The sequence below is a fragment of the Devosia sp. 2618 genome, from assembly GCF_040546815.1.
Lineage (GTDB): Bacteria > Pseudomonadota > Alphaproteobacteria > Rhizobiales > Devosiaceae > Devosia.
The window spans coordinates 1,406,312-1,426,117 of record NZ_JBEPOO010000001.1 but is presented as its reverse complement, the minus strand read 5'-3'; the positions used below and the strand labels follow the sequence as shown (position 1 = coordinate 1,426,117).

Here is a 19,806-nt window from a genome sequence, read left to right as displayed (position 1 = left end):
TTGTTGATGTGACGGATCAAAGCAGCGCTGCAAACAGCGCGCGACCGCATTTGGCGGTCAAATGCTAACACACTGCTAGCATTGAGATGTCGGGAGGGACTGGTGGGCGATGACGGGCTCGAACCGCCGACATCTTCGGTGTAAACGAAGCGCTCTACCAACTGAGCTAATCGCCCCTCGCAGGGTGGGCTCTGATTAGGGCCCCTTCCCGGTAACGTCAACCCGGAAAAGAAAAAGGCCCCGGCGCAAAGCGCTCGGGGCCGATCACTGTCGTCGATCCGTGGATCGATCTTAGTTGATCGCGTCTTTCAGGCCCTTGCCGGGCTTGAACTTAGCCTGGTTGGAGGCTGGAATCTGAATCTCAGCGCCAGTGGCTGGATTGCGGCCGGTCGAAGCCTTGCGCTGCGACACAGCAAAAGTACCGAAGCCGACGAGACGGACTTCTTCGCCAGCCTTCAGAGAGCCGGTGATAGCCTCGAACACTGCGTCAACCGCTTCAGCGGCCTGTGCCTTGGTGATCGTCGCTTTGTCGGCAACGACGCCAACCAGATCGTTCTTGTTCATAGCGTTTCCTTACAGTGGAATTGCCCGCCCTCGCTGGCGAGCCAATAAGACGCGGCAACCCTTGGTCGATTCTGAGCGAAACGCAAGGATTTCCGGGCTTTTTGCGAGGCCGGACGGTGCAAAGCTGTTAATGGACCGGAAAGTGAGGCCTCGCAAGACCGCTTTGTGCATTTTTGCCGGTTTTGCAGGGGTTGTGGGACATTCTGCACACTATTTTGCTGGCTGTGGCTGCCCCATCGGGGTGGGTCGAATCATCAGCATCAACGGAAGCGCCAGCAGGTAGACGCAGAGCGCCACCAGCCAGATCAGGCCCGGCCAGCTGTCGCGCAGCCCATAGTAGATGAAGCTGAAAAACAGCGGTCCGAACACGGCGGCAAGGCTGACGAGACTGGCCAGCACGCCCTGCAACTGTCCCTGCCGCTCGCCATCGACCTGACGCGTCGTCAGCGATTGCAGCGCGGGCATGCCGATGCCGCCCATGGCAAAGATCGGCGCCATGGCAAACAGGATCCAGCCCTGGGTAGCAAAGGTCAAGCACAGCATGGCCCCGGTTTCAAACGCCATGCCGACGATCAGCGACCAGCGTTCGCCGAGGCGAGAAACGACAGGACCAGTGAGGAAGGCCTGCGCCAAAGCGTGGCAGACGCCGAAAGCGCCGAGCGACAGGCCGATCATCAGGCCATTCCAGTGGAACACATCCTCGCTGAACACGGCCCAGGCGGTGCCATAGACGGTGCCGACGAAATTGAGGATGACGAAAATCGCCATCATGGGAATCAGCGCCTTGAAGGTCAGCGCCCAGCGCAACGGCTTGAACGGGTTGAGGGTATCGAGCGTGATTCTGGCGCCCGGTACGCCTTTGCGCGATTCGGGCAGGACAAACAGCGCCAGCGCAAAGTTGGCCGCGTTGAGCAGCGCTGCAGCGATGAACGGCGCGCGAACCCAGTAGTCACCGAGGAAACCGCCGAGCACCGGCCCGATGATGAAGCCGATGCCGAACATGGCGTGGAAATATCCGAAACGCTTGGCGCGCTGATCTTCGGACGAAATGTCGGTGATGTAGGCGGTGGCGACAGCCATATTGGCGCTGGTGATGCCGGCGACGGCGCGGCCGATGACCAGCATCCAGAGTTCGGGCGCAAAAGCCATGACCAGATAATCGATGGCGGCACCGGCCAGCGAGATCAGGAGAATCGGGCGACGGCCGAAGCGATCGCTCAGCACGCCGAGAATCGGGGAGAACAGGAACTGGCAGGCGGCATAGAGCGCCAGCATCAGGCCGAGCAGCGTGGCGATTTCGGAGGTGTGGCCAACGTCGCGCAGCAGCGCCGGGAGAATCGGAAAGATCAGGCCAATGCCAACAGCGTCCAACACGACGGCGGCGAGGATAACGACGAGAGCCTTGTTCACAAACGTTCTCCTGAATGCGCCGTGGCTGCGGCAGAGCGAGGTAAGCCTTCCGCCGGCGCGTTACAAGCAGCGGCTCACGGTTATGACGAGCCATGCTGACAGGTTTCGACAGCAGTGGGAGTTGGGAAGGTAGCGGTGGTGCACTCCACTCGACCGACCTCGTGGTTCGACAGGCTCACCATGAGGTCTATTGAGGGAGGCTCTCGATGAAGTCTCTTCGTAGTGAGGTGCTTTCCTGCCGCCCCTTGAAGAGATGCCCCGCACAAACAAAAACGGCGGCCACTGGGGCCGCCGTTTCGGTGCAATTTTGCAGAAATTACTGCGCGATCAGCTCGGCGCAGTCATCAGCCGAGTAGCGCATGTCGGGTTCCGCGCTGGTCATATCTTCGACAGCAGCGTCGACGTAGAACGACACGAGACGATCATATTCGCCTTCTTCAACCTGATCGGCCACCAGCGCGGCGTGGGCCTTGGCGAATGCCAGCTCGGCGAGCGTGTTGGCGCTGGCGACGTCTTCTGCGCTCATGCCATCGATCTGGGTCGTGACCGTGTAGGCGGCGCCGCACCACATAGCGATATCCACGTCGTCGCTAACCTCTTCTTCGTCCTGGGCAAAGGACGGAGCAGCAAGGCTTAGCAGAGCAGCGGCGGTAAGGACGGCAAGCAGTTTGGCTTTCATTGTTTTTCTTTCGTTGGACGCTTGGCGGAACGAAATGGTCCGCATGACAGGTTCATAGCTTGCGCCAAAGGTGACGTCGCATGGTTTTTGTCGTGAAGTTGATGCAAAAACGGCGGCCCGTTGGGCCGCCGTTCATATTGGGCTTGTGAGCCGATCTAGTGCGGGAGGCCCGCTGCGGCATCGTCGGTCGCATCTGGCGTCGCAACTGGAGCGGGAGCTTCGTCGAAGTTCCACTCGATTGGCTCGGGCTGGCGAACCAGCGCGTGCTTGATTACCTGATCCATCCGGCTGACTGGAATGATCTCCATGCCTTCCTTGACGATGTCCGGGATCTCGGCGAGATCGCGTACGTTTTCCTCAGGGATCAGGACCGTCTTGATGCCACCACGGAGGGCTGCGAGCAGCTTCTCCTTGAGACCACCAATCGGCAGCACCCTGCCCCGCAGCGTGATCTCACCGGTCATGGCGACATCATTGCGGACGGCAATGCCGGTCATGACCGAGACGATTGCCGTGGCGAGGCCGATACCAGCAGATGGGCCATCCTTGGGGGTGGCGCCTTCTGGCAGGTGGACGTGGATGTCACGCGTGTCGAACATCGGTGGCTTGATGCCGAAATCGATCGAGCGCGAACGGACATAAGCCGTGGCCGCAGTCAGCGATTCCTTCATCACTTCCTTGATGTTACCCGTAACCGTCATGCGACCCTTACCGGGGGTCATAACGCCTTCGATGGTCAGCAGTTCGCCGCCAACGGAGGTCCAGGCCAGGCCGGTCACCAGACCAACCTGCGATTCAGCTTCGATCTCGCCGTGCTTGTAGATATCGGCGCCGAGATACTTGGTCAGCTTGTCTTCGTCGATGGTGATGGTCTTGACCTTGGTCTTGACGATCTCGGCCACGGCCTTGCGCATCAACTTGGAGATTTCGCGCTTGAGGTTACGCACGCCCGCTTCGCGGGTGTAGCGCTGGATCAAAGCGGTCAGCATCTCGTCGGAGAGTTCGAATTCGCCGGGCTGCAGGCCATTTTCCTTGAGGGTCTCAGGGATCAGGTGCTGCTTGGCGATCGCGTGCTTCTCCTGCTCGGTGTAACCCGACAGACGAATGATCTCCATACGGTCCATCAATGGGCCGGGAATGTTGAGCGTGTTCGACGTGGTCACGAACATCACATCGCTCAGGTCATAATCGACCTCGAGGTAGTGATCGGCGAAGGTGTGGTTCTGTTCAGGATCGAGCACTTCGAGAAGTGCCGAGCTTGGATCGCCACGGAAGTCCTGGCCCATCTTGTCGATTTCATCGAGCAGGAAGAGCGGATTGGACTTGCCAACCTTCTTGAGCGACTGGATGACCTTGCCGGGCATGGAGCCGATGTAAGTCCGACGGTGACCGCGGATTTCAGCTTCGTCCCGAACGCCGCCGAGCGCCATACGCACGAACTCACGACCGGTTGCCTTGGCAATCGACTTGCCGAGCGAGGTCTTGCCCACACCTGGAGGGCCGACGAGGCAGAGGATCGGACCCTTGAGGGTGCCGGTACGGCCCTGCACAGCCAGATATTCCAGAATGCGTTCCTTGACCTTCTCGAGGCCATAGTGATCCTCATCCAGCACCTTTTCGGCGAGGATCAGGTCACGCTTGACCTTGCTCTTCTTGCCCCATGGCAGGCCGAGCAGCGTATCGAGATAGTTGCGGACAACCGTGGCTTCGGCAGACATCGGGCTCATGGCCTTGAGCTTCTTGAGCTCGCCCTCGGCCTTGAGCTTGGCTTCCTTGGACAGGCGGGTCTTGGCGATGCGCTCCTCGATCTCTGCGATCTCGTTGGAGCCCTCTTCGCCGTCGCCCAGTTCCTTCTGGATCGCCTTCATCTGCTCGTTGAGGTAGTACTCGCGCTGGGTCTTTTCCATCTGCCGCTTGACGCGGCTGCGGATGCGCTTTTCCACCTGCAGGACGCCGATTTCGCCTTCCATCAGGCCAAGGATTTTCTGGAAGCGCTCGGCAACCGAAACGGTGGAGAGCAGGTCTTCCTTCTCGTTGATCTTGATGACCAGGTGGCTGGCAATGGTGTCAGCAAGCTTGGAGTGATTTTCGATCTGCCCAACGGCCGCAACGACCTCGGCCGAGATCTTCTTGTTGAGCTTCACATAGCTCTCGAACTCGGTGGTGGCCGAACGGGACAGGGCTTCAAGCTCGGTCGCGTCTTCTTCGGGCTCAGGCAGGATGGATGCCTCGGCCTCGAAGTAATCGACGGTCTGGAGATAGCGATCAATGGTTGCGCGGTTCAGGCCCTCGACCAGCACCTTTACGGTGCCGTCGGGCAGCTTGAGCAGCTGCAACACGGTTGCAATGGTACCCGTTGCATAAATCTGGTCGGGCGCCGGATCATCGTCCTGCGCGTTCTTCTGGGTCACGACGAGAATGTGCTTGTCATCGCGCATGACTTCTTCAAGCGCCTTGACCGACTTCTCGCGGCCGACGAACAGCGGCACGATCATGCCGGGGAAAACGACGATATCGCGCAGTGGGAGAACTGGGTAAACGCGATCCCGGCTGAAATCGCCGCCCGTGGGATTGACGTCCGTCATCTCGTATCCTTTCCGGGGCGCGCGGAGGAAGGGAGAAGGTGCGCGCCCGTAGCAGACAGCTCCAGCAAGAAGGCTGGGCTGATTCCGGTTAATAAATAGGTCGACCTAGCGGCCACACAAGTCAACCTTCGCGGAATTGTCATGGTTAAGTCGTGAACGCACAGGAGATATGCGAAGTGGCCCGGAAACACCCGTGTGCCTTGGCTGCAGGGTGGATGTGGCTTTGGTTTGAGGGGAGCAGCCGATAGGCCTTGCTCATGTTGTCCACATGGGCATCATGGCATCCAAACACAAGGAACGCGCTCTATGAGCACACGACCAAGCCGCATCGATTTGCTGGGGATCGCGACCGCCGCCGGCGCGTCCGTGAGGGGCTGCGGCATGGGGCCGGAGGCACTGCGGGTGGCGGGGCTGGCCGAGGCGCTGCTGGAGCTGGAACACGATGTGGTGGACCATGGCGACCTGCGTCGTCCGCATCCGGTGCTGGATGCCAATCCGGCCAGCTGGCGGCTGCCGGACGAGCGGCGCAATGACGTTCTCGATCTGGCGGCGCGAGCCAGCGATCTGGGGCTCGATATTTTGAGCGCCGGGCATTTTCCGGTGTTCATCGGCGGTGATCATTCCATCGCCATGGGCACCGTATCGGCCGTGGCACGGCATTGTGCGGCCAAGGACAAGCCGGTGTTTGTGCTGTGGATCGATGCGCATGCCGATTTCAATACGCCGGCGACGTCGCCGAGCGGGAACCTGCATGGCATGCCGTTGGCGCTGCTGTGCGGCGAGCCGGGGTTTGAGGATATCTACAAAGGGCCATGGCTGGGGCAGATCGCGCCGGACAATGTGACGGTGATCGGCGCGCGGTCGATCGATCGGGACGAGCGCAAGCTGCTCAATGCGCGCGGCGTCGAGGTGATCGACATGCGCAAGATCGACGAGATGGGCGTTGTGGCGCTGATGCGTGGCGTCATATCGCGCGTGAAGGCCGCTGGCGGGCATTTGCACGTAAGCCTTGATGTCGACGCGATGGACCCGGCCATCGCCCCTGGCGGCGGCACGCTGGTGCCGGGCGGGCTGAGCTATCGCGAGGCGCACCTGATCATGGAGATGTTGCACGATAGCGGCGTTGTGGGCTCGCTCGACGTGGTGGAACTCAATCCGTTCCTCGATCACGGCGGCAAGAGCGCAACGCTGCTGGTCGATCTGGTGGCAAGCCTGTTTGGTCGGGCGATCATGGGCGAGGAAGCGGGACCGGTGGAGTTCATTACCGCCGACGAAGCGGGCTAGTCGCCGACATAGCGGGCGCGTGGGCGGATCAGTTCGCCGCTGGTGACCTGCTCGAGGGCGTGCGCCAGCCAGCCGACGCTGCGGCCGAGGGCAAAGAGGATCATCGGCGCGTCCTCGGGCAGATTGTGGGCGCGTGTGATGGCGGCCAAAGCAAAGTCGATATTGGCCCGCGCGCCGGTGATGCGTTCGGCGGCGGCACGCAGTTCGGCAAAGTGCTGCGGCATCTCGAAATGATCGAACAGCGCATTGGCCCGGGCATCGCCATCGTCATAGAGCTGATGGCCGAAAGCGGTGATGTGACGGCCCTGCCCCAGCCGCGCCAGTACGGCAGCTTCGGCCCCGAGTGTTTTGGCCTCTTCGCTCAGTTGTAGCGCCGCGATGGAGGCCCGGCCATGCAGCGGACCTGTCAACGCTGCGAGGCCGGACAGCGTTGCCGCAGCCAGCGAGGCGCCGGTGGATGCGGTGACGCGCGCGGCGAAGGTCGAAGCGTTGAGTTCGTGATCGGCGAGCAGGACCAGCGTGCGGCGCAGCAGGTCGGTGGCGTCCGGGCAGTCCCAGGCACTGGCAAGACGGATGTGTAACGGTCCGGTTTCCGAATGGGCGCCGATCAGGGCCATGGAAACGGTTGAAAGCACCGAGTTTGCCTCGGTTTTCAGGACGCTTTCCGAGCGGCCGAGGGTGGTCCAGTCGGTTGCGGCTCGCTCAGCCAAGGCGACGAGGCCGGCGCGGATCGATCCCGGGCCTTCGATAGGGCCATCGCGGAGTTCGACCGCCGAGGTTTCCCACAGCAGGCCGGCGAGGTGTTCCAGCGTATAGGTCTCGGCCAGTTCGGCGGCGTCGTGGCCGCGATAGAGAAGATGGGCGTCGACAATGGTGGAAATGCTGGAGGTCAGAACCGGTTCTCCCCAGCGGATGGCCTCGGCGGCGATGGTTTCCTGCTTGCGGCGACCTGCCCCGCGTTGCGCCAGACGGCGCACATCGTCACCGCGATAGAGGCTGCGGCGGCTGTCGGCGGGATCGGGTTTGGCCTTGATACGACCGCGACTGACATTGGCGTAGAGCGTTTGCGGCTGCGTGCCCAGCAAGGTCAGCGCCTCGTTCGCGGTCATCCAGTCCATGTTGATATTGATCCAATTGGTCAAGATTGACGTCAATGTTAGCACGCCTACCTTCTATGGCAACAAGCCAAAGGAGAGCGTGATGAGCAGTGGTCTTGAAGACGTAGTTGCCGCCGAAACGGTGTTGTCCGATGTTGACGGAAAGAACGGGCGGTTGATCGTCCGGGGCGTGTCGCTGGACGAACTGGTCAAGTCCAGCCGCTACGAGGACGTGCTGGAGCTGTTGTTTGACGGGTTTCTGGACATGCCGGCGAATATGCGGGCGGCTCTTGGCGCGGCGCGGGTGGAGGTATTCCACCATCTGCAGGCGGTCGATGCGGACCTGCTGGCGCTATCGCCGGTGGATGGGCTGCGGGCCCTGCTGGCGCGCCTACCGGATGGCGATGACACCGATGCAGCGCTGAAGCTGGTCGCCGGCCCCGGTGTGTTCACGGCGGGACTGTTGCGCCTGCGGGCCGGCGAGGCGCTGGTGCCACCGAACGCGGCGCTGTCCCATGCCGAAGATATTCTGACCATGCTGCATGGCACGGCGCCGGTGGCGCAGCAGGTGGCGGCGCTGGATCGTTATCTGGTGACCGTGGCGGACCATGGCCTCAACGCCTCGACCTTTGTGGCGCGGGTGGTGGCGTCGACGCAGTCGGGGCTGACCTCGTCGGTGGTGGCGGCTTTGGGGGCCCTCAAGGGGCCGCTGCATGGCGGGGCGCCCGGCCCGGTGCTTGATATGCTCGATGGGGTTGGAACGCCCGACAATGCAACGGCGTGGCTCGATGATGCGCTGGCGCGGGGTGAGCGGCTGATGGGATTTGGGCATCGGGTCTATCGCGTGCGCGATCCTCGGGCCGATGCGCTCAAGGGCGCGGTACGACTGCTCGCAGTATCGGGGGCGATTGACCCTGCCCGGCTGGCGCTGGCGGAAGGCATCGAAGCGGCGGCCCTCGACTTGCTGAAGCGCAAGAAGCCGGATCGGGCGCTCGATACCAATGTGGAGTTTTATACCGCGCTGCTGCTGGAGGCGCTAGGGTTTCCGAGGGAGGCGTTTACGTGTGTTTTTGCCATGGGGCGGGTTGGCGGGTGGATTGCGCATGCGCGGGAGCAGGCCATTGGGGGGCGGTTGATCCGGCCGCAGTCGGTTTATGTGGGGCCGGTGGGGAGAGTGGCGGCTTAGGTTTGGGCATCATTGAGGGATTGGAGTACCCCCACCTCGCCTCCCCCTGATAGGGGGAGGAATTCGGGCGGTGGTTGGGGGGGGATCTCATACGAACACAGGGAGAGTTCCTCCCCTTTTTCAGGGGAGGTTAGGTGGGGGTATTCTTTCTTCCTGACCCAGACCCCAAAAACAAAAACGCCGGGCTCAAGGCCCGGCGTTTTCAATTTCAGCTGCGAAAAACTTAAGCCGATGCCGGCTCTTCGTCTTTCTTGCGCTCGGAGTAGATGTAGAGCGGGCGGACGTCCTTGCCCTTTACCACTTCTTCCGAGATCACCACTTCTTCGACGCCTTCAAGCGATGGCAGATCGTACATGGTGTCGAGCAGGATCGCTTCCATGATCGAGCGGAGGCCACGGGCGCCGGTCTTGCGTTCGATGGCCTTCTCGGCGATCGCCTTGAGAGCGTCCTCGTGGAAGGTCAGTTCGACTTCTTCCATCTGGAACAGGCGCTGGTACTGGCGCACCAGAGCGTTCTTCGGGGCGGTCAGAATTTCGATCAGGGCGGCGATGTCCAGGTCTTCGAGCGTTGCCAGAACTGGCAGACGACCGATGAATTCCGGGATCAGGCCGAAACGAACGAGATCTTCGGGGGCAACGTCAGCCAGAACCTGACCGACGCGACGGTCGTTGGGGTCCTTGACGGTAGCCGCAAAGCCAATGCCCGAGCCTTCGCCGCGTGCCGAGATGATCTTTTCGAGACCAGCAAAGGCGCCGCCGCAGATGAACAGGATATTGGTCGTGTCCACCTGCAGGAATTCCTGCTGTGGGTGCTTGCGACCGCCCTGGGGCGGAACGGAAGCCACGGTGCCTTCCATGATCTTGAGCAGAGCCTGCTGCACGCCTTCGCCCGAAACGTCGCGGGTGATCGACGGATTGTCGGACTTGCGGGAGATCTTGTCGACTTCGTCGATGTAGACGATGCCGCGCTGGGCCTTTTCGACGTTGTAGTCGGCAGACTGCAGGAGCTTGAGGATGATGTTTTCCACGTCCTCGCCGACATAGCCGGCTTCGGTCAGCGTGGTGGCATCGGCCATGGTGAATGGCACATCCAGAATGCGAGCCAGCGTCTGAGCCAGCAGCGTCTTGCCCGAACCGGTTGGCCCGATCAGCAGGATGTTCGACTTGGAAAGTTCGATATCCTGGTTCTTGGACGAATGGTGCAGGCGCTTGTAGTGGTTGTGGACGGCCACGGAGAGCACGCGCTTGGCGCGGAACTGGCCGATAACGTAATCGTCGAGCACCTTGCAGATTTCTGCAGGGGTCGGCACGCCATCGGAGGACTTGACCATCGAGGTCTTGTTCTCTTCGCGGATGATGTCCATGCACAGCTCGACGCATTCATCACAGATGAACACGGTCGGACCGGCGATCAGCTTGCGAACCTCATGCTGGGATTTCCCGCAGAACGAGCAATAAAGCGTGTTCTTTGAGGTTTCGCCGTTCGTTGTCTCTTTGGACATCCTGTCACTCCCGGAGGCAAGGGCCTCCAAAATTCAGCGTCATCTAAAACGGTAACGCTGAAGGCATAAACAAAGTCTAAGCCGAACCGATCCTAAAGATCGATCCGGCTTGGTGCAATTGCGCGCGGATCACAGTCCACGGCGCATCGGCAATGTGCTTAACGCAGGTCAATCAGCCCTGAGTCTCCGGTACGGGGCGCTTGTCCCACACGGTATCGATGAGGCCAAAGGTCTTGGCTTCTTCCGGCGACAGGAAGCGATCGCGCTCAAGAGCGTTCTCGATTTCCTCGTAGGTACGGCCGGTATGCTTCTCATAAATCTGATTAAGACGACGCTTTAAGCCCTCGACTTCCTTGGCATGAATCAGGATGTCAGTGACCTGACCCTGGAAGCCGCCGGAAGGCTGGTGGACCATGACGCGCGCGTTTGGCAGAGCCGTACGCATGCCGGCTTCACCGGCTGCGAGCAGGAGCGAACCCATGGAGGCGGCCTGTCCCATCACCATCGTTGCGACTGGTGCGCGGATGAACTGCATGGTGTCATAAATCGACAAACCAGCTGTCACAACGCCGCCAGGCGAATTGATGTAGAGCGAGATTTCCTTCTTCGGGTTCTCTGATTCGAGGAACAGGAGCTGTGCCACGATCAGCGACGCCATGTTGTCTTCGACAACGCTGGTCACGAAAATGATGCGTTCGCGCAGCAGGCGCGAATAGATATCGAAGGCGCGTTCGCCCCGATTGGACTGCTCGACCACCATGGGAACGAGCGTATTCATGTAAGTATCGTGCGGATCCCGCATGTGATGCCCCTTTGCTGTGCCGGGTCGCGGACCGGGCTAGCCGTCTTCAGTTGAAACATAACCCATGCACTCGGACATCCATAGTGCGGGGTCGTGTCGAAATTTCGAATCAGCGCGACTGGCCGATTGCAGACTGCGCCGCCTTAACGTGCGGTAAAGGCACAGATAGGCTGCATTGGGGCGAGCTTCAATAGCGGAAGCCGGACTAGTCTTCGGAAGGTGAATGCGCATCACTTTCGACAAATGGACAGCCGACCCTAAAGCCACCGTCATTACCCGGCTCGTCCGGGTAATCCATATCTCTCCACACACTGCAGCATGGATTGCCCGGACAAGCCGGGCAATGACGGAGACGGGGGAAAAGTAGCCGATCCCTTTAAGCCGAAAAGCTGACTGCGACGCCTTTTTTCTTGAAATAGGCCTGCATGATCTTGCGGCCCTGGCGATTGCCCTGCGCCAGCTTGGACGGCTCGAACACCGCTTCCTTGGCGCCTTCGGCGGTCATCGCGGCCTTAAGCGCAGCGATATGGGTGTCCAGATCCTCGTTGTTGTTCTTGATCGACGCATAGATGTTGTCGATGGCTTGGCTCAGGGTCAGGTCGCTCACGTCTCGGCACTCCTTGGCTCGTTCCCACTCAACTAGCGATTTTTCCCACAAGGGCAAGCCGCCGATTGCATTGCGATTGCGACCTCGTAATGTCGGGTGTCCAATTACTATATCGGTTACCCCTCGCTCATGGCCGCCATTTTACAGCTCAAGCCGATCGAAAACGTTCCTGAAAACCGCCGCGCCAGCGCCGATCCGCGCGACCCGGCCTTCTTTCAAAACCCCTATGCGTTCTACGACCGGCAGCATGCGAGCAACCCGACATTCTTTTGGGATCAGTATGGCCATTGGTGCTTTGCCGGGTTCAAGGAGGTCAGCGCCCTGCTCCGCGACAAACGCTTTGGTCGCGAGATTTTGCATGTGGCGACGCGCGAAGAGCTGGGCATGCCCGAGCCCAAGCCGCATGTGGCCTCGTTTGATCTGACCGAGAAGCATTCGCTGCTCAATCTCGAGCCGCCGGCGCATACGCGGCTGCGCACGCTGGTGAACCGGGCGTTTGTGTCACGGCATGTCGAGCAGCTGCGGCCGCGCATCGTCAAGCTGGCCAATGAAATGATCGACGCGTTCGAGGGCGAGGATTCGGTCGATCTGATCAAGGCATTCGCCGCGCCGATCCCGGCCATCATCATTGCCGAAATGATTGGGCTGCCGGCCGAAAGCGCGCCGCAATTGCTGGCGTGGTCGAACCGGATGGTGGCCATGTATATGTTTGGCGTCAGCCACGAAACCGAGCTGGATGCCAACGAGGCGTCGCAGGATTTCATGGATTTCATCGCCGATTCAATCGTCGACCGGCGCAAAAGCCCGCGCGAGGATTTGCTGAGCCACATGCTGACTTCGGATCGTGGCGGCGACAAGCTGAGCGACGAAGAGGTGATGTCGACCGCCATCCTGCTGCTCAATGCCGGGCATGAGGCGACGGTCCACACCACCGGCAATGGCGTCAAATCTATCCTGCAGAGCGGTATCGATCCGGTTACGCTTTTCTCAAGCGAAGAGCAGACGGCGGCGACGGTGGAAGAATGCCTGCGCTTCGATGCGCCGCTGCATATGTTCACCCGCTACGCGCTGAGCGACCTCGACTATGAGGGCATCCAGTTGCGCAAGGGCGACGTGGTGGGCCTGATGCTGGGCGCCGCCAACCGCGACCCGGCGCGCTTTGCCAATGCCAACAGTTTTGATCCATTCCGCACCGATGGCGCCAATGTGAGCTTTGGCGCGGGGATACATTTTTGTATCGGCGCACCTTTGGCGCGGATCGAGCTGCAGGTGGCGTTCAGCGAGCTATTCCGGCGCTTGCCGAAGCTAAAATTGGCCGAGGAGCCGCGGTATAATGACGTTTATCATTTCCACGGGCTGGAGAAGCTGATGGTGAGCTGGCGTTAGAGGGCACGCCCTCGTGGTTCGAGGGTCGGCAAGGGCCTCGCACCTCACCATGAGGGCTACCGAAAATGCGGTGTTCTAGTAGTCCTCATGGTGAGGTGGGAGCGTAGCGACCCTCGAACCACGAGGGCGTGGCACAGGGACCGCCACTCGCTCGACCTCGTCCTTCGACGGGCTCAGGATAACGGCTCCGGGGCGGGCGGTTACAAACTAGCCAATACCCCTGGGATCAGCAGTGGCAAATCCTCGCTGATGAGGCCGGGGCCGCCGAAGCGGTTGGCGGCTTCGGCGTGGAGCCAGACGCCGGCGCAGGCGGCTTCCCAGCCGTGCATGCCCTGCCCCATCAAACCGGCGATAACGCCCGCCAGCACGTCGCCTGATCCGGCTGTGCCAAGCCATGCGGGGGCATTGGCGTTAATGGCGGCGCGCCCGTCGGGGCTGGCGATGACGGTGTCGCTGCCCTTGAGGACGATGATGGCGCCGGAATGGTTGGCAGCGGCACGGGCGCGGTCGAGTTTTCCGCCGGGAACGTCGCCGAACAGACGCTGAAACTCGCCCTCGTGTGGGGTGAGGACGACCGGGCGGTCCGGGTTTGACTTGATGGCGGCGAAGAGGGCTTCGGCAGAACCGGCAAAGCTGGTGATGGCATCGGCGTCGAGAACGGTTGCCGCGCCGGAATTGAGAGCAGCCAGAACATAATCCCGCGTACTTTCGCCAACGCCCAGCGCTGGGCCGAGCACGGCGGACTTGATCCGCTTGTCGGCGAGGAGGTCCGCTAGTTCGGCCTTGTTTTCGGCGGGCTTGAGCATGACGGCGGTGACATGGACGGCGTGGACCGCCAGTGCCCCCCTGGAGCCTGTGAGCGACACCAGCCCTGCCCCGACCCGGAATGCGCCCATGGCGGCGAGGCGCGCGGCGCCGGTCTGCAGCGGGCCACCGGAGACGACGACGCAATGGCCGCGGTCGAACTTGTTGTTTTCCTGCCTAGCGACCGGGATGGACCACAGGCTTGGCGTGTTCTGCCAGCAATCGGCGGCGATGGTGTCGAGGACGGTTTCGGCAATGCCGATATCGGCGAGCACGGTTTCGCCGCTGTGTTCGCGGCCCGGCTGCAACAGGTGGCCGGGCTTGAGGCGGAAGAAGGTGACCGTCATATCGGCAACCATCGCCACGCCGCGTACGGCGCCCGTGGAGCCATCTATGCCGCTGGGGACGTCTATGCTGACGACCGGGCGCGAACTGGCATTGGTGGCGTCGATGATGGCAGCGAAGTCGCCTTCAATGTCGCGATCGAGCCCCGCGCCGAGCAGAGCGTCGACGATCAGGTCAGCCGATTCGATGTCATTGGCAGTCGGCGCGACAAGGCGGCCGGTCCATTGCTGGGCCACGGCGGCGGCATCGCCCTTGAGGGCGGTTGCGTCGCCGATGAGTCGGAGCTGGACGGGCCAGCCCTTCTGCTTGAGCAGGCGGGCCACCACAAAGCCGTCGCCGCCATTATTGCCGGTGCCGCACAGGACCAGCACGGAGCGCTGGTAGTAGCGCTCGACAATGGCCTCCACGACCGCCTTGCCAGCGGCCTCCATCAGCTTGAGCGACTTGGTGCCGCCCTCCACCGCCAACCTGTCGGCCTCGCCCATCTGGCGGGGTGTGAGCAGAATGTCGGCGTTGGACTGGGTCATGAATAGTTTCCGGAGTTACGTTGTTTATGCTTATGCACTGCGTCATTCCCGCGAAAGCGGGAACCTCCCTTCCAGAGCCACAAAAAGGGGGATTCCCGCATTCGCGGGAATGACGTCGTGGGTGAGCCCTAGGTGGTGCCAGAATAATAAAAAAGCCGCCCATTTCTGGGCGGCTTTCAAAACTTTAGGTCAGATCACCGATCTTAGTGGTGGTGCTCTTCCGGAACGTCGTCCTCGTCAGCCTGGATCAGCTTGGCGAGTTCTTCGCGGGTCATGGTCTTTTCGGTGATAGCGCCCTTGTCGGCAACAAAGTCGACGACCTTGTTCTCGAACACTGGAGCGCGAAGACCGGCAAGAGCCTGTGGGTTCTTGCGGTAGTAGTCATAAACCTGCTGTTCCTGGCCGGGGAAGCGACGGACTTCAGCGATGAGCGCCTGCTGGTGCTCTTCTTCGGTCACGTTCACTTCGTTCTGGTTGCCGATTTCGGCGACCACGAGGCCCAGGCGCACGCGGCGCTCGGCGATCTTGCGGTACTGCTCGCGAGCAGCTTCCTCGGTCGTGCCTTCGTCTTCGAACGAACGGCCGTGGCTCTGCACTTCGTGCTCGACGCGCTGCCAGATGGTGTCGAATTCAGCGTCGACCAGCTGGGCTGGGACGTCGAACTTGTGACCGTCGTCGAGAGCATCCAGAATCTGGCGCTTGACGTGCTGGCGGCTCATGGAGGCAAGAGCTGCTTCCATCTGGGTCTTGACGGCATCGCGCATGGCCTGGACGTTTTCGACGCCGAGACGCTTGGCGAATTCGTCGTCGAGTTCGCCGGTGTTCGGGCCATCTACGTGCAGGATGTTGACTTCGAACGTGGCCTTCTTACCGGCCAGTTCTTCGCTCTGGTAGTCGGCTGGGAAGGTGACTTCGATTTCGCGAGTCTCGCCCTTGGTCATGCCAACCAGCTGCTCTTCGAAGCCGGGAATGAATTCGCCAGCGCCAACAGTCAGGTGAGCATGGTCGGACGTGCCGCCATCAAATGCCTTGCCGTCGATCTTGCCAACAAACGACAGACCGAGACGGTCGCCGGTTTCGACAACGCCGCCGTCACCCTTGTCGGTGTATCCACGGTTCTGAGCGAACACGCGGTTGACTTCGGCATCGAGTTCTTCGTCGGTTATCGCGACAACTGGCTTGGTCAGCTTGACGCCGTCCAGCTTCATCAGCTCAACCGGTGGGAGAACTTCGTATTCCACCACGAATGCCAGGTCGGCCTTGCCGTCCAGCACGTCGTTGATCACGGCCTGATCTTCTGGCAGGTCAACCTTTGGCTGTGCAGCAGCGCGTTCCTTGCGCTCGTCCAGCGTGTCCGAAACGGTCGAGTTGATCGCGTCGGTCATCACTTCGGACATGGCAGAACGGCCATAGACCTTCTTGATGTGCGCCAGCGGAACCTTGCCGGGACGGAAGCCCTTGATGTTGGCCTGGCCCTTGAGCTCTGCGAGCTTGGCACCAAGGCGCGTGTTGAGGTCGGCGGCCGGAATGGTCACGCTCAGCTTGCGCTTCAGGCCTTCATTGAGGGTTTCGGTAACCTGCATTCGGTGTATCCCGTATTCATTGATGTCAGGCCAAGTCCAAGATTGGTGCGGGTGAGAGGAATCGAACCTCCACGCCTTGCGGCGCTGGAACCTAAATCCAGTGCGTCTACCAGTTCCGCCACACCCGCAAAAGGACCCGTTGGCCGGGTTGGCGATGCATCTATATGAAGAAGCAAAGCCCGTCAAAGCCTAGCTTTACGATTTGCCGGGAATGGCAAAGACCTTGTTGATCAGTCCATTCTCTATAACGAACATGATCGCGGTCTCGATTGGCGCACCGCCCAGGCCATGGATCAGCTCGTGGTCGATGACGGTATTGCCCACCACAATGCGGTTGATCAGCTCGGCGCGCAGGCCTGGCCGATTGAAGCGTTGCTCGGCGTAAAACGCCGCATAACTGGCCTTTCCGGTCAAAGTCGGCGTCATTTCCGGCAGGCGGAAGCTTTGCACGTCTTCGGCGAAGGCCTCCAGAAAGCGCGACAAATCGCGCGCATTATAGGCATCGAACTGCAGTTCGACGCATTGCAGTGGCGTCATATTAGACATCGCGTTAGTGTCCTTCGGAAAGAAAGTGAGGCTATTGCATATATTTTGTGCAGTTTGGCGCTAATTTAGCCATGCAGTGCATGATCGCTGTTCACGACACTCCCGCCTGACTAAGTTAAGTCATTCATACGAAAAGATTTTTTTGCTTCGCATCAGCGTGGCACAGAGCATGCATACGGGTTGGCGGTATCCGCCGCATGCGGCACATGGAGGCGCAAATGAAAAAGATCGAGGCTATCGTAAAGCCGTTCAAGCTCGACGAGGTCAAGGAGGCACTGCAGGAAGTTGGTCTGCAGGGCATTACCGTGACCGAAGCCAAGGGCTTTGGCCGCCAGAAGGGTCATACCGAACTTTATCGCGGCGCCGAATACGTCGTCGATTTTCTACCCAAAGTTAAGGTCGAGGTCGTGTGCCCCGACGAGCTAGCCGAAAAAGCCATCGAAGCGATCCGTAACGCCGCGCAAACCGGTCGGATCGGTGATGGCAAGATTTTCGTCTACACCGTCGAGCAGGCCATTCGTATCCGCACCGGAGAATTCGGCGACGACGCGCTCTAGGGGCCCTGCCCCAACGCGACGCCAGCCGTGAACCTACCCAACAAGCATTCCGATTTAGACAGAGGACGTCAAATGACCACCGGAGCAGACATTATCCAGCGCATGAAAGACGAGAACATCAAGTATCTCGACGTGCGCTTTACCGACCTGCGCGGCAAGCTGCAGCACGTCACGATGGATGCTTCCGTCGTCGATGCCGACATGTTCGAAGACGGCGTGATGTTTGACGGCTCCTCGATTGTCGGGTGGAAGGCCATCAACGAGTCCGACATGGTGCTGATGCCCGATCCGGAATCAGCCTATATCGACCCGTTCTTCTCGGCTTCGACCCTCGCCATCAACTGCGACATTCTCGAGCCATCGACCTACCAGCCCTACAACCGCGATCCACGCTCGATCGCCAAGAAGGCTGAAGCCCTGGTCAAGACGCTGGGTATCGGCGACACCGTGGTGTTCGGCCCAGAGCCAGAATTCTTCATTTTCGACGACGTGAAGTATTCCACCACCACCTACAAGGTTGGCTTCCAGATCGACGCGTCGGAACTGCCGACCAACAACGATGCCGACTATGAAGGCGGCAACAACGGCCACCATATCGGCCTCAAGAAGGGCTACTTCCCGGTTCCGCCGCTCGACAGCGCGCAGGACATGCGTGGCGAAATGCTCGAAGCGATGGGCCAGATGGGCGTCATCATCGAAAAGCACCACCACGAAGTGGCGTCCGCTCAGCACGAGCTGGGCCTGAAGTACAAGCAGATGATCGCGTCGGCTGACGACGTGCTGATCTACAAGTATGCCGTGCAGCAGGTTGCCAATGCCTATGGCAAGACCGCGACCTTCCTGCCAAAGCCAGTTTATGGCGATAACGGTTCGGGCATGCACTGCCATATGTCGATCTGGAAAGACGGCAAGCCGCTGTTCGCCGGTGACCAGTATGCCGGTCTGTCGATGGATTGCCTCTACTACATCGGCGGCGTGATCAAGCATGCCAAGGCCATCAACGCCTTCACCAACCCGACCACCAACAGCTACAAGCGCCTGGTGCCCGGCTTTGAAGCTCCAGTGCTGCTGGCCTATTCGGCTCGCAACCGCTCGGCGTCGTGCCGTATTCCATTCGGCCAGTCGCCGAAGGCCAAGCGCGTTGAAGTCCGTTTCCCAGATCCACTGGCAAACCCGTACCTGGCCTACACGGCCCTACTGATGGCTGGCCTCGACGGCATCAAGAACAAGATCCATCCCGGCGATCCAATGGACAAGGATCTCTACGAGCTGCCAAAGGAAGAGCTCAAGGAAATCCCGACCGTTTCGGGTTCGCTGCGCGAAGCGCTGGAAAACCTCGACAAGGACCGCGAGTTCCTCAAGGTCGGCGGCGTGATGGATGACGATTTCATCAATGCCTATATCGAGCTGAAGATGGCTGAAGTGATCCGCGTCGACCAGACGCCACACCCAGTCGAATACGAAATGTACTACTCGGCCTAAGCGCCAGTGGCAGACGAACGAAGGGCCCCGAAAGGGGCCCTTTTGTTATTCTGAGATGGTTTGTCGATCAGTCGTAGCCATAGCCTTCGTCGCTGTCGCCGGCTTCTCTGGTGTCGATCCGGCCGGTGGGCAAGACCGCGACGGCCTTGCGCCATTCCTGCGGGGCTTCGAGCAGGCCCTCGATCTCGTCTTCGGGCTGCGGCGTATTGAAGGCGACGGCAAAGCCGACATCGAAGATGCGGACGACACTGGCGGAGACGTGGCCGACCGTTACGTGATCACCGACCTTGGGCTGGACAGCGGCCGAGACGGACGCGCCGATGGCGGAGAAATCAACGACGAGGCATGGAAGCGGAGTGCCGTCATCGAGAATGATGACCGAGCGCGGTTCGGCGGGCATGTAGCGCTGTTCGGCGCGGCGTTCGGCGAGGCCAAGCCAGGGTTTGTGCCAATAGCTGTCGACGCGCTGCGCAAGGGCTGCCTGCTGCAGGTGATCACACTCGATATCGACCACGAAGCCATCCGACATCAGCCGGGAAATACGGCCGCGCACGCTGCCAAAGGGCTCAAAGCTGGCCGAGACCATTTCGCCCACGGCACCGATGACGGGCGCGGCGACGGCGAAGCTACTGGGCGAGATCGAGCGCAGGCGGCAAGCGAAGAGGTTGACACCGGGGCGCTTGGGCTGGTTGCCCAAAACGTAGCGTCCGGCGACGCTGCTGATGCTTCTGGCTTTATTATGCTGCGCGTTCACGGAAATGGCGTCCCCCCCCGGGCCCAGTGACATTACGTAATTATACAGATGCCAAGTGAAAACCCGGTGCATGGGGTCGGTAGAGGTTTCCCCGCTTTGGTAAGCCG

17 protein-coding genes and 2 tRNA genes are annotated in these 19,806 nt (G+C 60.6%); 5 read left to right on the top strand and 14 right to left on the bottom strand.

The genetic code is table 11. The features are described from left to right. Positions 1-100: 100 nt before the first annotated feature. From ABIE28_RS07085 to lon, 5 genes are all read right to left on the bottom strand, one after another. Positions 101-176, bottom strand: a tRNA-Val gene (locus tag ABIE28_RS07085). 115 nt (positions 177-291) lie between these two features. Next, a complete protein-coding gene (locus ABIE28_RS07080) occupies positions 292-564 on the bottom strand; it encodes an HU family DNA-binding protein (protein WP_300281988.1) in 273 nt (90 codons plus the stop codon). Positions 565-774: 210 nt separating this feature from the next. Then, a complete protein-coding gene (gene tet / locus ABIE28_RS07075; RefSeq protein ID WP_354061427.1) occupies positions 775-1,974 on the bottom strand; it encodes a Tet(A)/Tet(B)/Tet(C) family tetracycline efflux MFS transporter in 1,200 nt (399 codons plus the stop codon). A 316-nt stretch (positions 1,975-2,290) separates the two neighbouring features. Further along, positions 2,291-2,653, bottom strand: a complete 363-nt coding sequence (locus ABIE28_RS07070; protein WP_354061426.1) for a hypothetical protein — start codon at positions 2,651-2,653, stop codon at positions 2,291-2,293. A gap of 155 nt (positions 2,654-2,808) precedes the next feature. Continuing rightward, complete coding sequence (gene lon, locus ABIE28_RS07065) at positions 2,809-5,238, bottom strand: endopeptidase La (protein ID WP_354061424.1); 2,430 nt, start codon at positions 5,236-5,238, stop codon at positions 2,809-2,811. Between the two features lie 306 nt (positions 5,239-5,544). On the opposite strand from lon, the gene rocF reads away from it, so the two are divergent. Then, the gene (gene rocF, locus ABIE28_RS07060) at positions 5,545-6,522 is read left to right on the top strand and encodes an arginase (protein ID WP_354061423.1); all 978 of its coding nucleotides are present in this window, start codon (positions 5,545-5,547) and stop codon (positions 6,520-6,522) included. On the opposite strand, the gene ABIE28_RS07055 is transcribed toward rocF, so the two are convergent. Then, positions 6,519-7,640 carry a citrate synthase gene (locus ABIE28_RS07055; RefSeq protein WP_354066417.1) on the bottom strand — a complete coding sequence of 374 codons (1,122 nt, stop codon included), beginning with the start codon at positions 7,638-7,640 and terminating at the stop codon, positions 6,519-6,521. The two genes, rocF and ABIE28_RS07055, sit on opposite strands and share 4 nt — an antisense overlap. An 82-nt stretch (positions 7,641-7,722) precedes the next feature. Between ABIE28_RS07055 and ABIE28_RS07050 the strand changes: the two genes are divergently transcribed. Then, positions 7,723-8,805 carry a citrate synthase/methylcitrate synthase gene (locus ABIE28_RS07050; RefSeq protein WP_354061421.1) on the top strand — a complete coding sequence of 361 codons (1,083 nt, stop codon included), beginning with the start codon at positions 7,723-7,725 and terminating at the stop codon, positions 8,803-8,805. 223 nt (positions 8,806-9,028) lie between these two features. Here the strand turns inward: ABIE28_RS07050 and clpX are convergent, their stop codons facing one another. The 3 genes from clpX to ABIE28_RS07035 all read right to left on the bottom strand — a co-directional run bounded on the left by clpX (position 9,029) and on the right by ABIE28_RS07035 (position 11,715). Next, entirely contained in the window at positions 9,029-10,306 is a 1,278-nt protein-coding gene (gene clpX / locus ABIE28_RS07045) for an ATP-dependent Clp protease ATP-binding subunit ClpX (protein WP_354061419.1), read from the bottom strand. A gap of 172 nt (positions 10,307-10,478) precedes the next feature. After that, a complete protein-coding gene (locus ABIE28_RS07040) occupies positions 10,479-11,108 on the bottom strand; it encodes an ATP-dependent Clp protease proteolytic subunit (protein WP_354061417.1) in 630 nt (209 codons plus the stop codon). Between the two features lie 376 nt (positions 11,109-11,484). Further along, positions 11,485-11,715, bottom strand: a complete 231-nt coding sequence (locus ABIE28_RS07035; RefSeq protein WP_354061415.1) for a hypothetical protein — start codon at positions 11,713-11,715, stop codon at positions 11,485-11,487. A 129-nt stretch (positions 11,716-11,844) separates the two neighbouring features. Between ABIE28_RS07035 and ABIE28_RS07030 the strand changes: the two genes are divergently transcribed. Next, positions 11,845-13,101: a cytochrome P450 gene (locus ABIE28_RS07030; protein ID WP_354061413.1), complete on the top strand. Its 1,257-nt coding sequence runs from the start codon at positions 11,845-11,847 to the stop codon at positions 13,099-13,101. A gap of 200 nt (positions 13,102-13,301) precedes the next feature. Here ABIE28_RS07030 and ABIE28_RS07025 read toward each other — a convergent pair whose 3' ends face one another. The 4 genes from ABIE28_RS07025 to ABIE28_RS07010 all read right to left on the bottom strand — a co-directional run bounded on the left by ABIE28_RS07025 (position 13,302) and on the right by ABIE28_RS07010 (position 16,906). Next, positions 13,302-14,777 (bottom strand): NAD(P)H-hydrate epimerase, encoded by a 1,476-nt coding sequence (locus ABIE28_RS07025; RefSeq protein WP_354061411.1) that lies wholly within the window; start codon positions 14,775-14,777, stop codon positions 13,302-13,304. Positions 14,778-14,980: 203 nt separating this feature from the next. Then, complete coding sequence (gene tig, locus ABIE28_RS07020; protein ID WP_354061409.1) at positions 14,981-16,360, bottom strand: trigger factor; 1,380 nt, start codon at positions 16,358-16,360, stop codon at positions 14,981-14,983. Positions 16,361-16,403: 43 nt separating this feature from the next. Then, positions 16,404-16,488: transfer RNA gene (locus ABIE28_RS07015), tRNA-Leu, on the bottom strand. Between the two features lie 67 nt (positions 16,489-16,555). Continuing rightward, positions 16,556-16,906, bottom strand: coding sequence for a nuclear transport factor 2 family protein (locus ABIE28_RS07010; protein WP_354061407.1), 351 nt, complete (start codon positions 16,904-16,906; stop codon positions 16,556-16,558). Between the two features lie 218 nt (positions 16,907-17,124). On the opposite strand from ABIE28_RS07010, the gene ABIE28_RS07005 reads away from it, so the two are divergent. Both ABIE28_RS07005 and glnA read left to right on the top strand, forming a co-directional pair. Next, the gene (locus tag ABIE28_RS07005) at positions 17,125-17,463 is read left to right on the top strand and encodes a P-II family nitrogen regulator (RefSeq protein WP_354061405.1); all 339 of its coding nucleotides are present in this window, start codon (positions 17,125-17,127) and stop codon (positions 17,461-17,463) included. Between the two features lie 72 nt (positions 17,464-17,535). Further along, the gene (glnA, locus tag ABIE28_RS07000; protein ID WP_354061403.1) at positions 17,536-18,945 is read left to right on the top strand and encodes a type I glutamate--ammonia ligase; all 1,410 of its coding nucleotides are present in this window, start codon (positions 17,536-17,538) and stop codon (positions 18,943-18,945) included. Between the two features lie 67 nt (positions 18,946-19,012). On the opposite strand, the gene ABIE28_RS06995 is transcribed toward glnA, so the two are convergent. Continuing rightward, positions 19,013-19,699, bottom strand: a complete 687-nt coding sequence (locus ABIE28_RS06995; protein WP_354061401.1) for a PilZ domain-containing protein — start codon at positions 19,697-19,699, stop codon at positions 19,013-19,015. Positions 19,700-19,806: the final 107 nt, after the last annotated feature.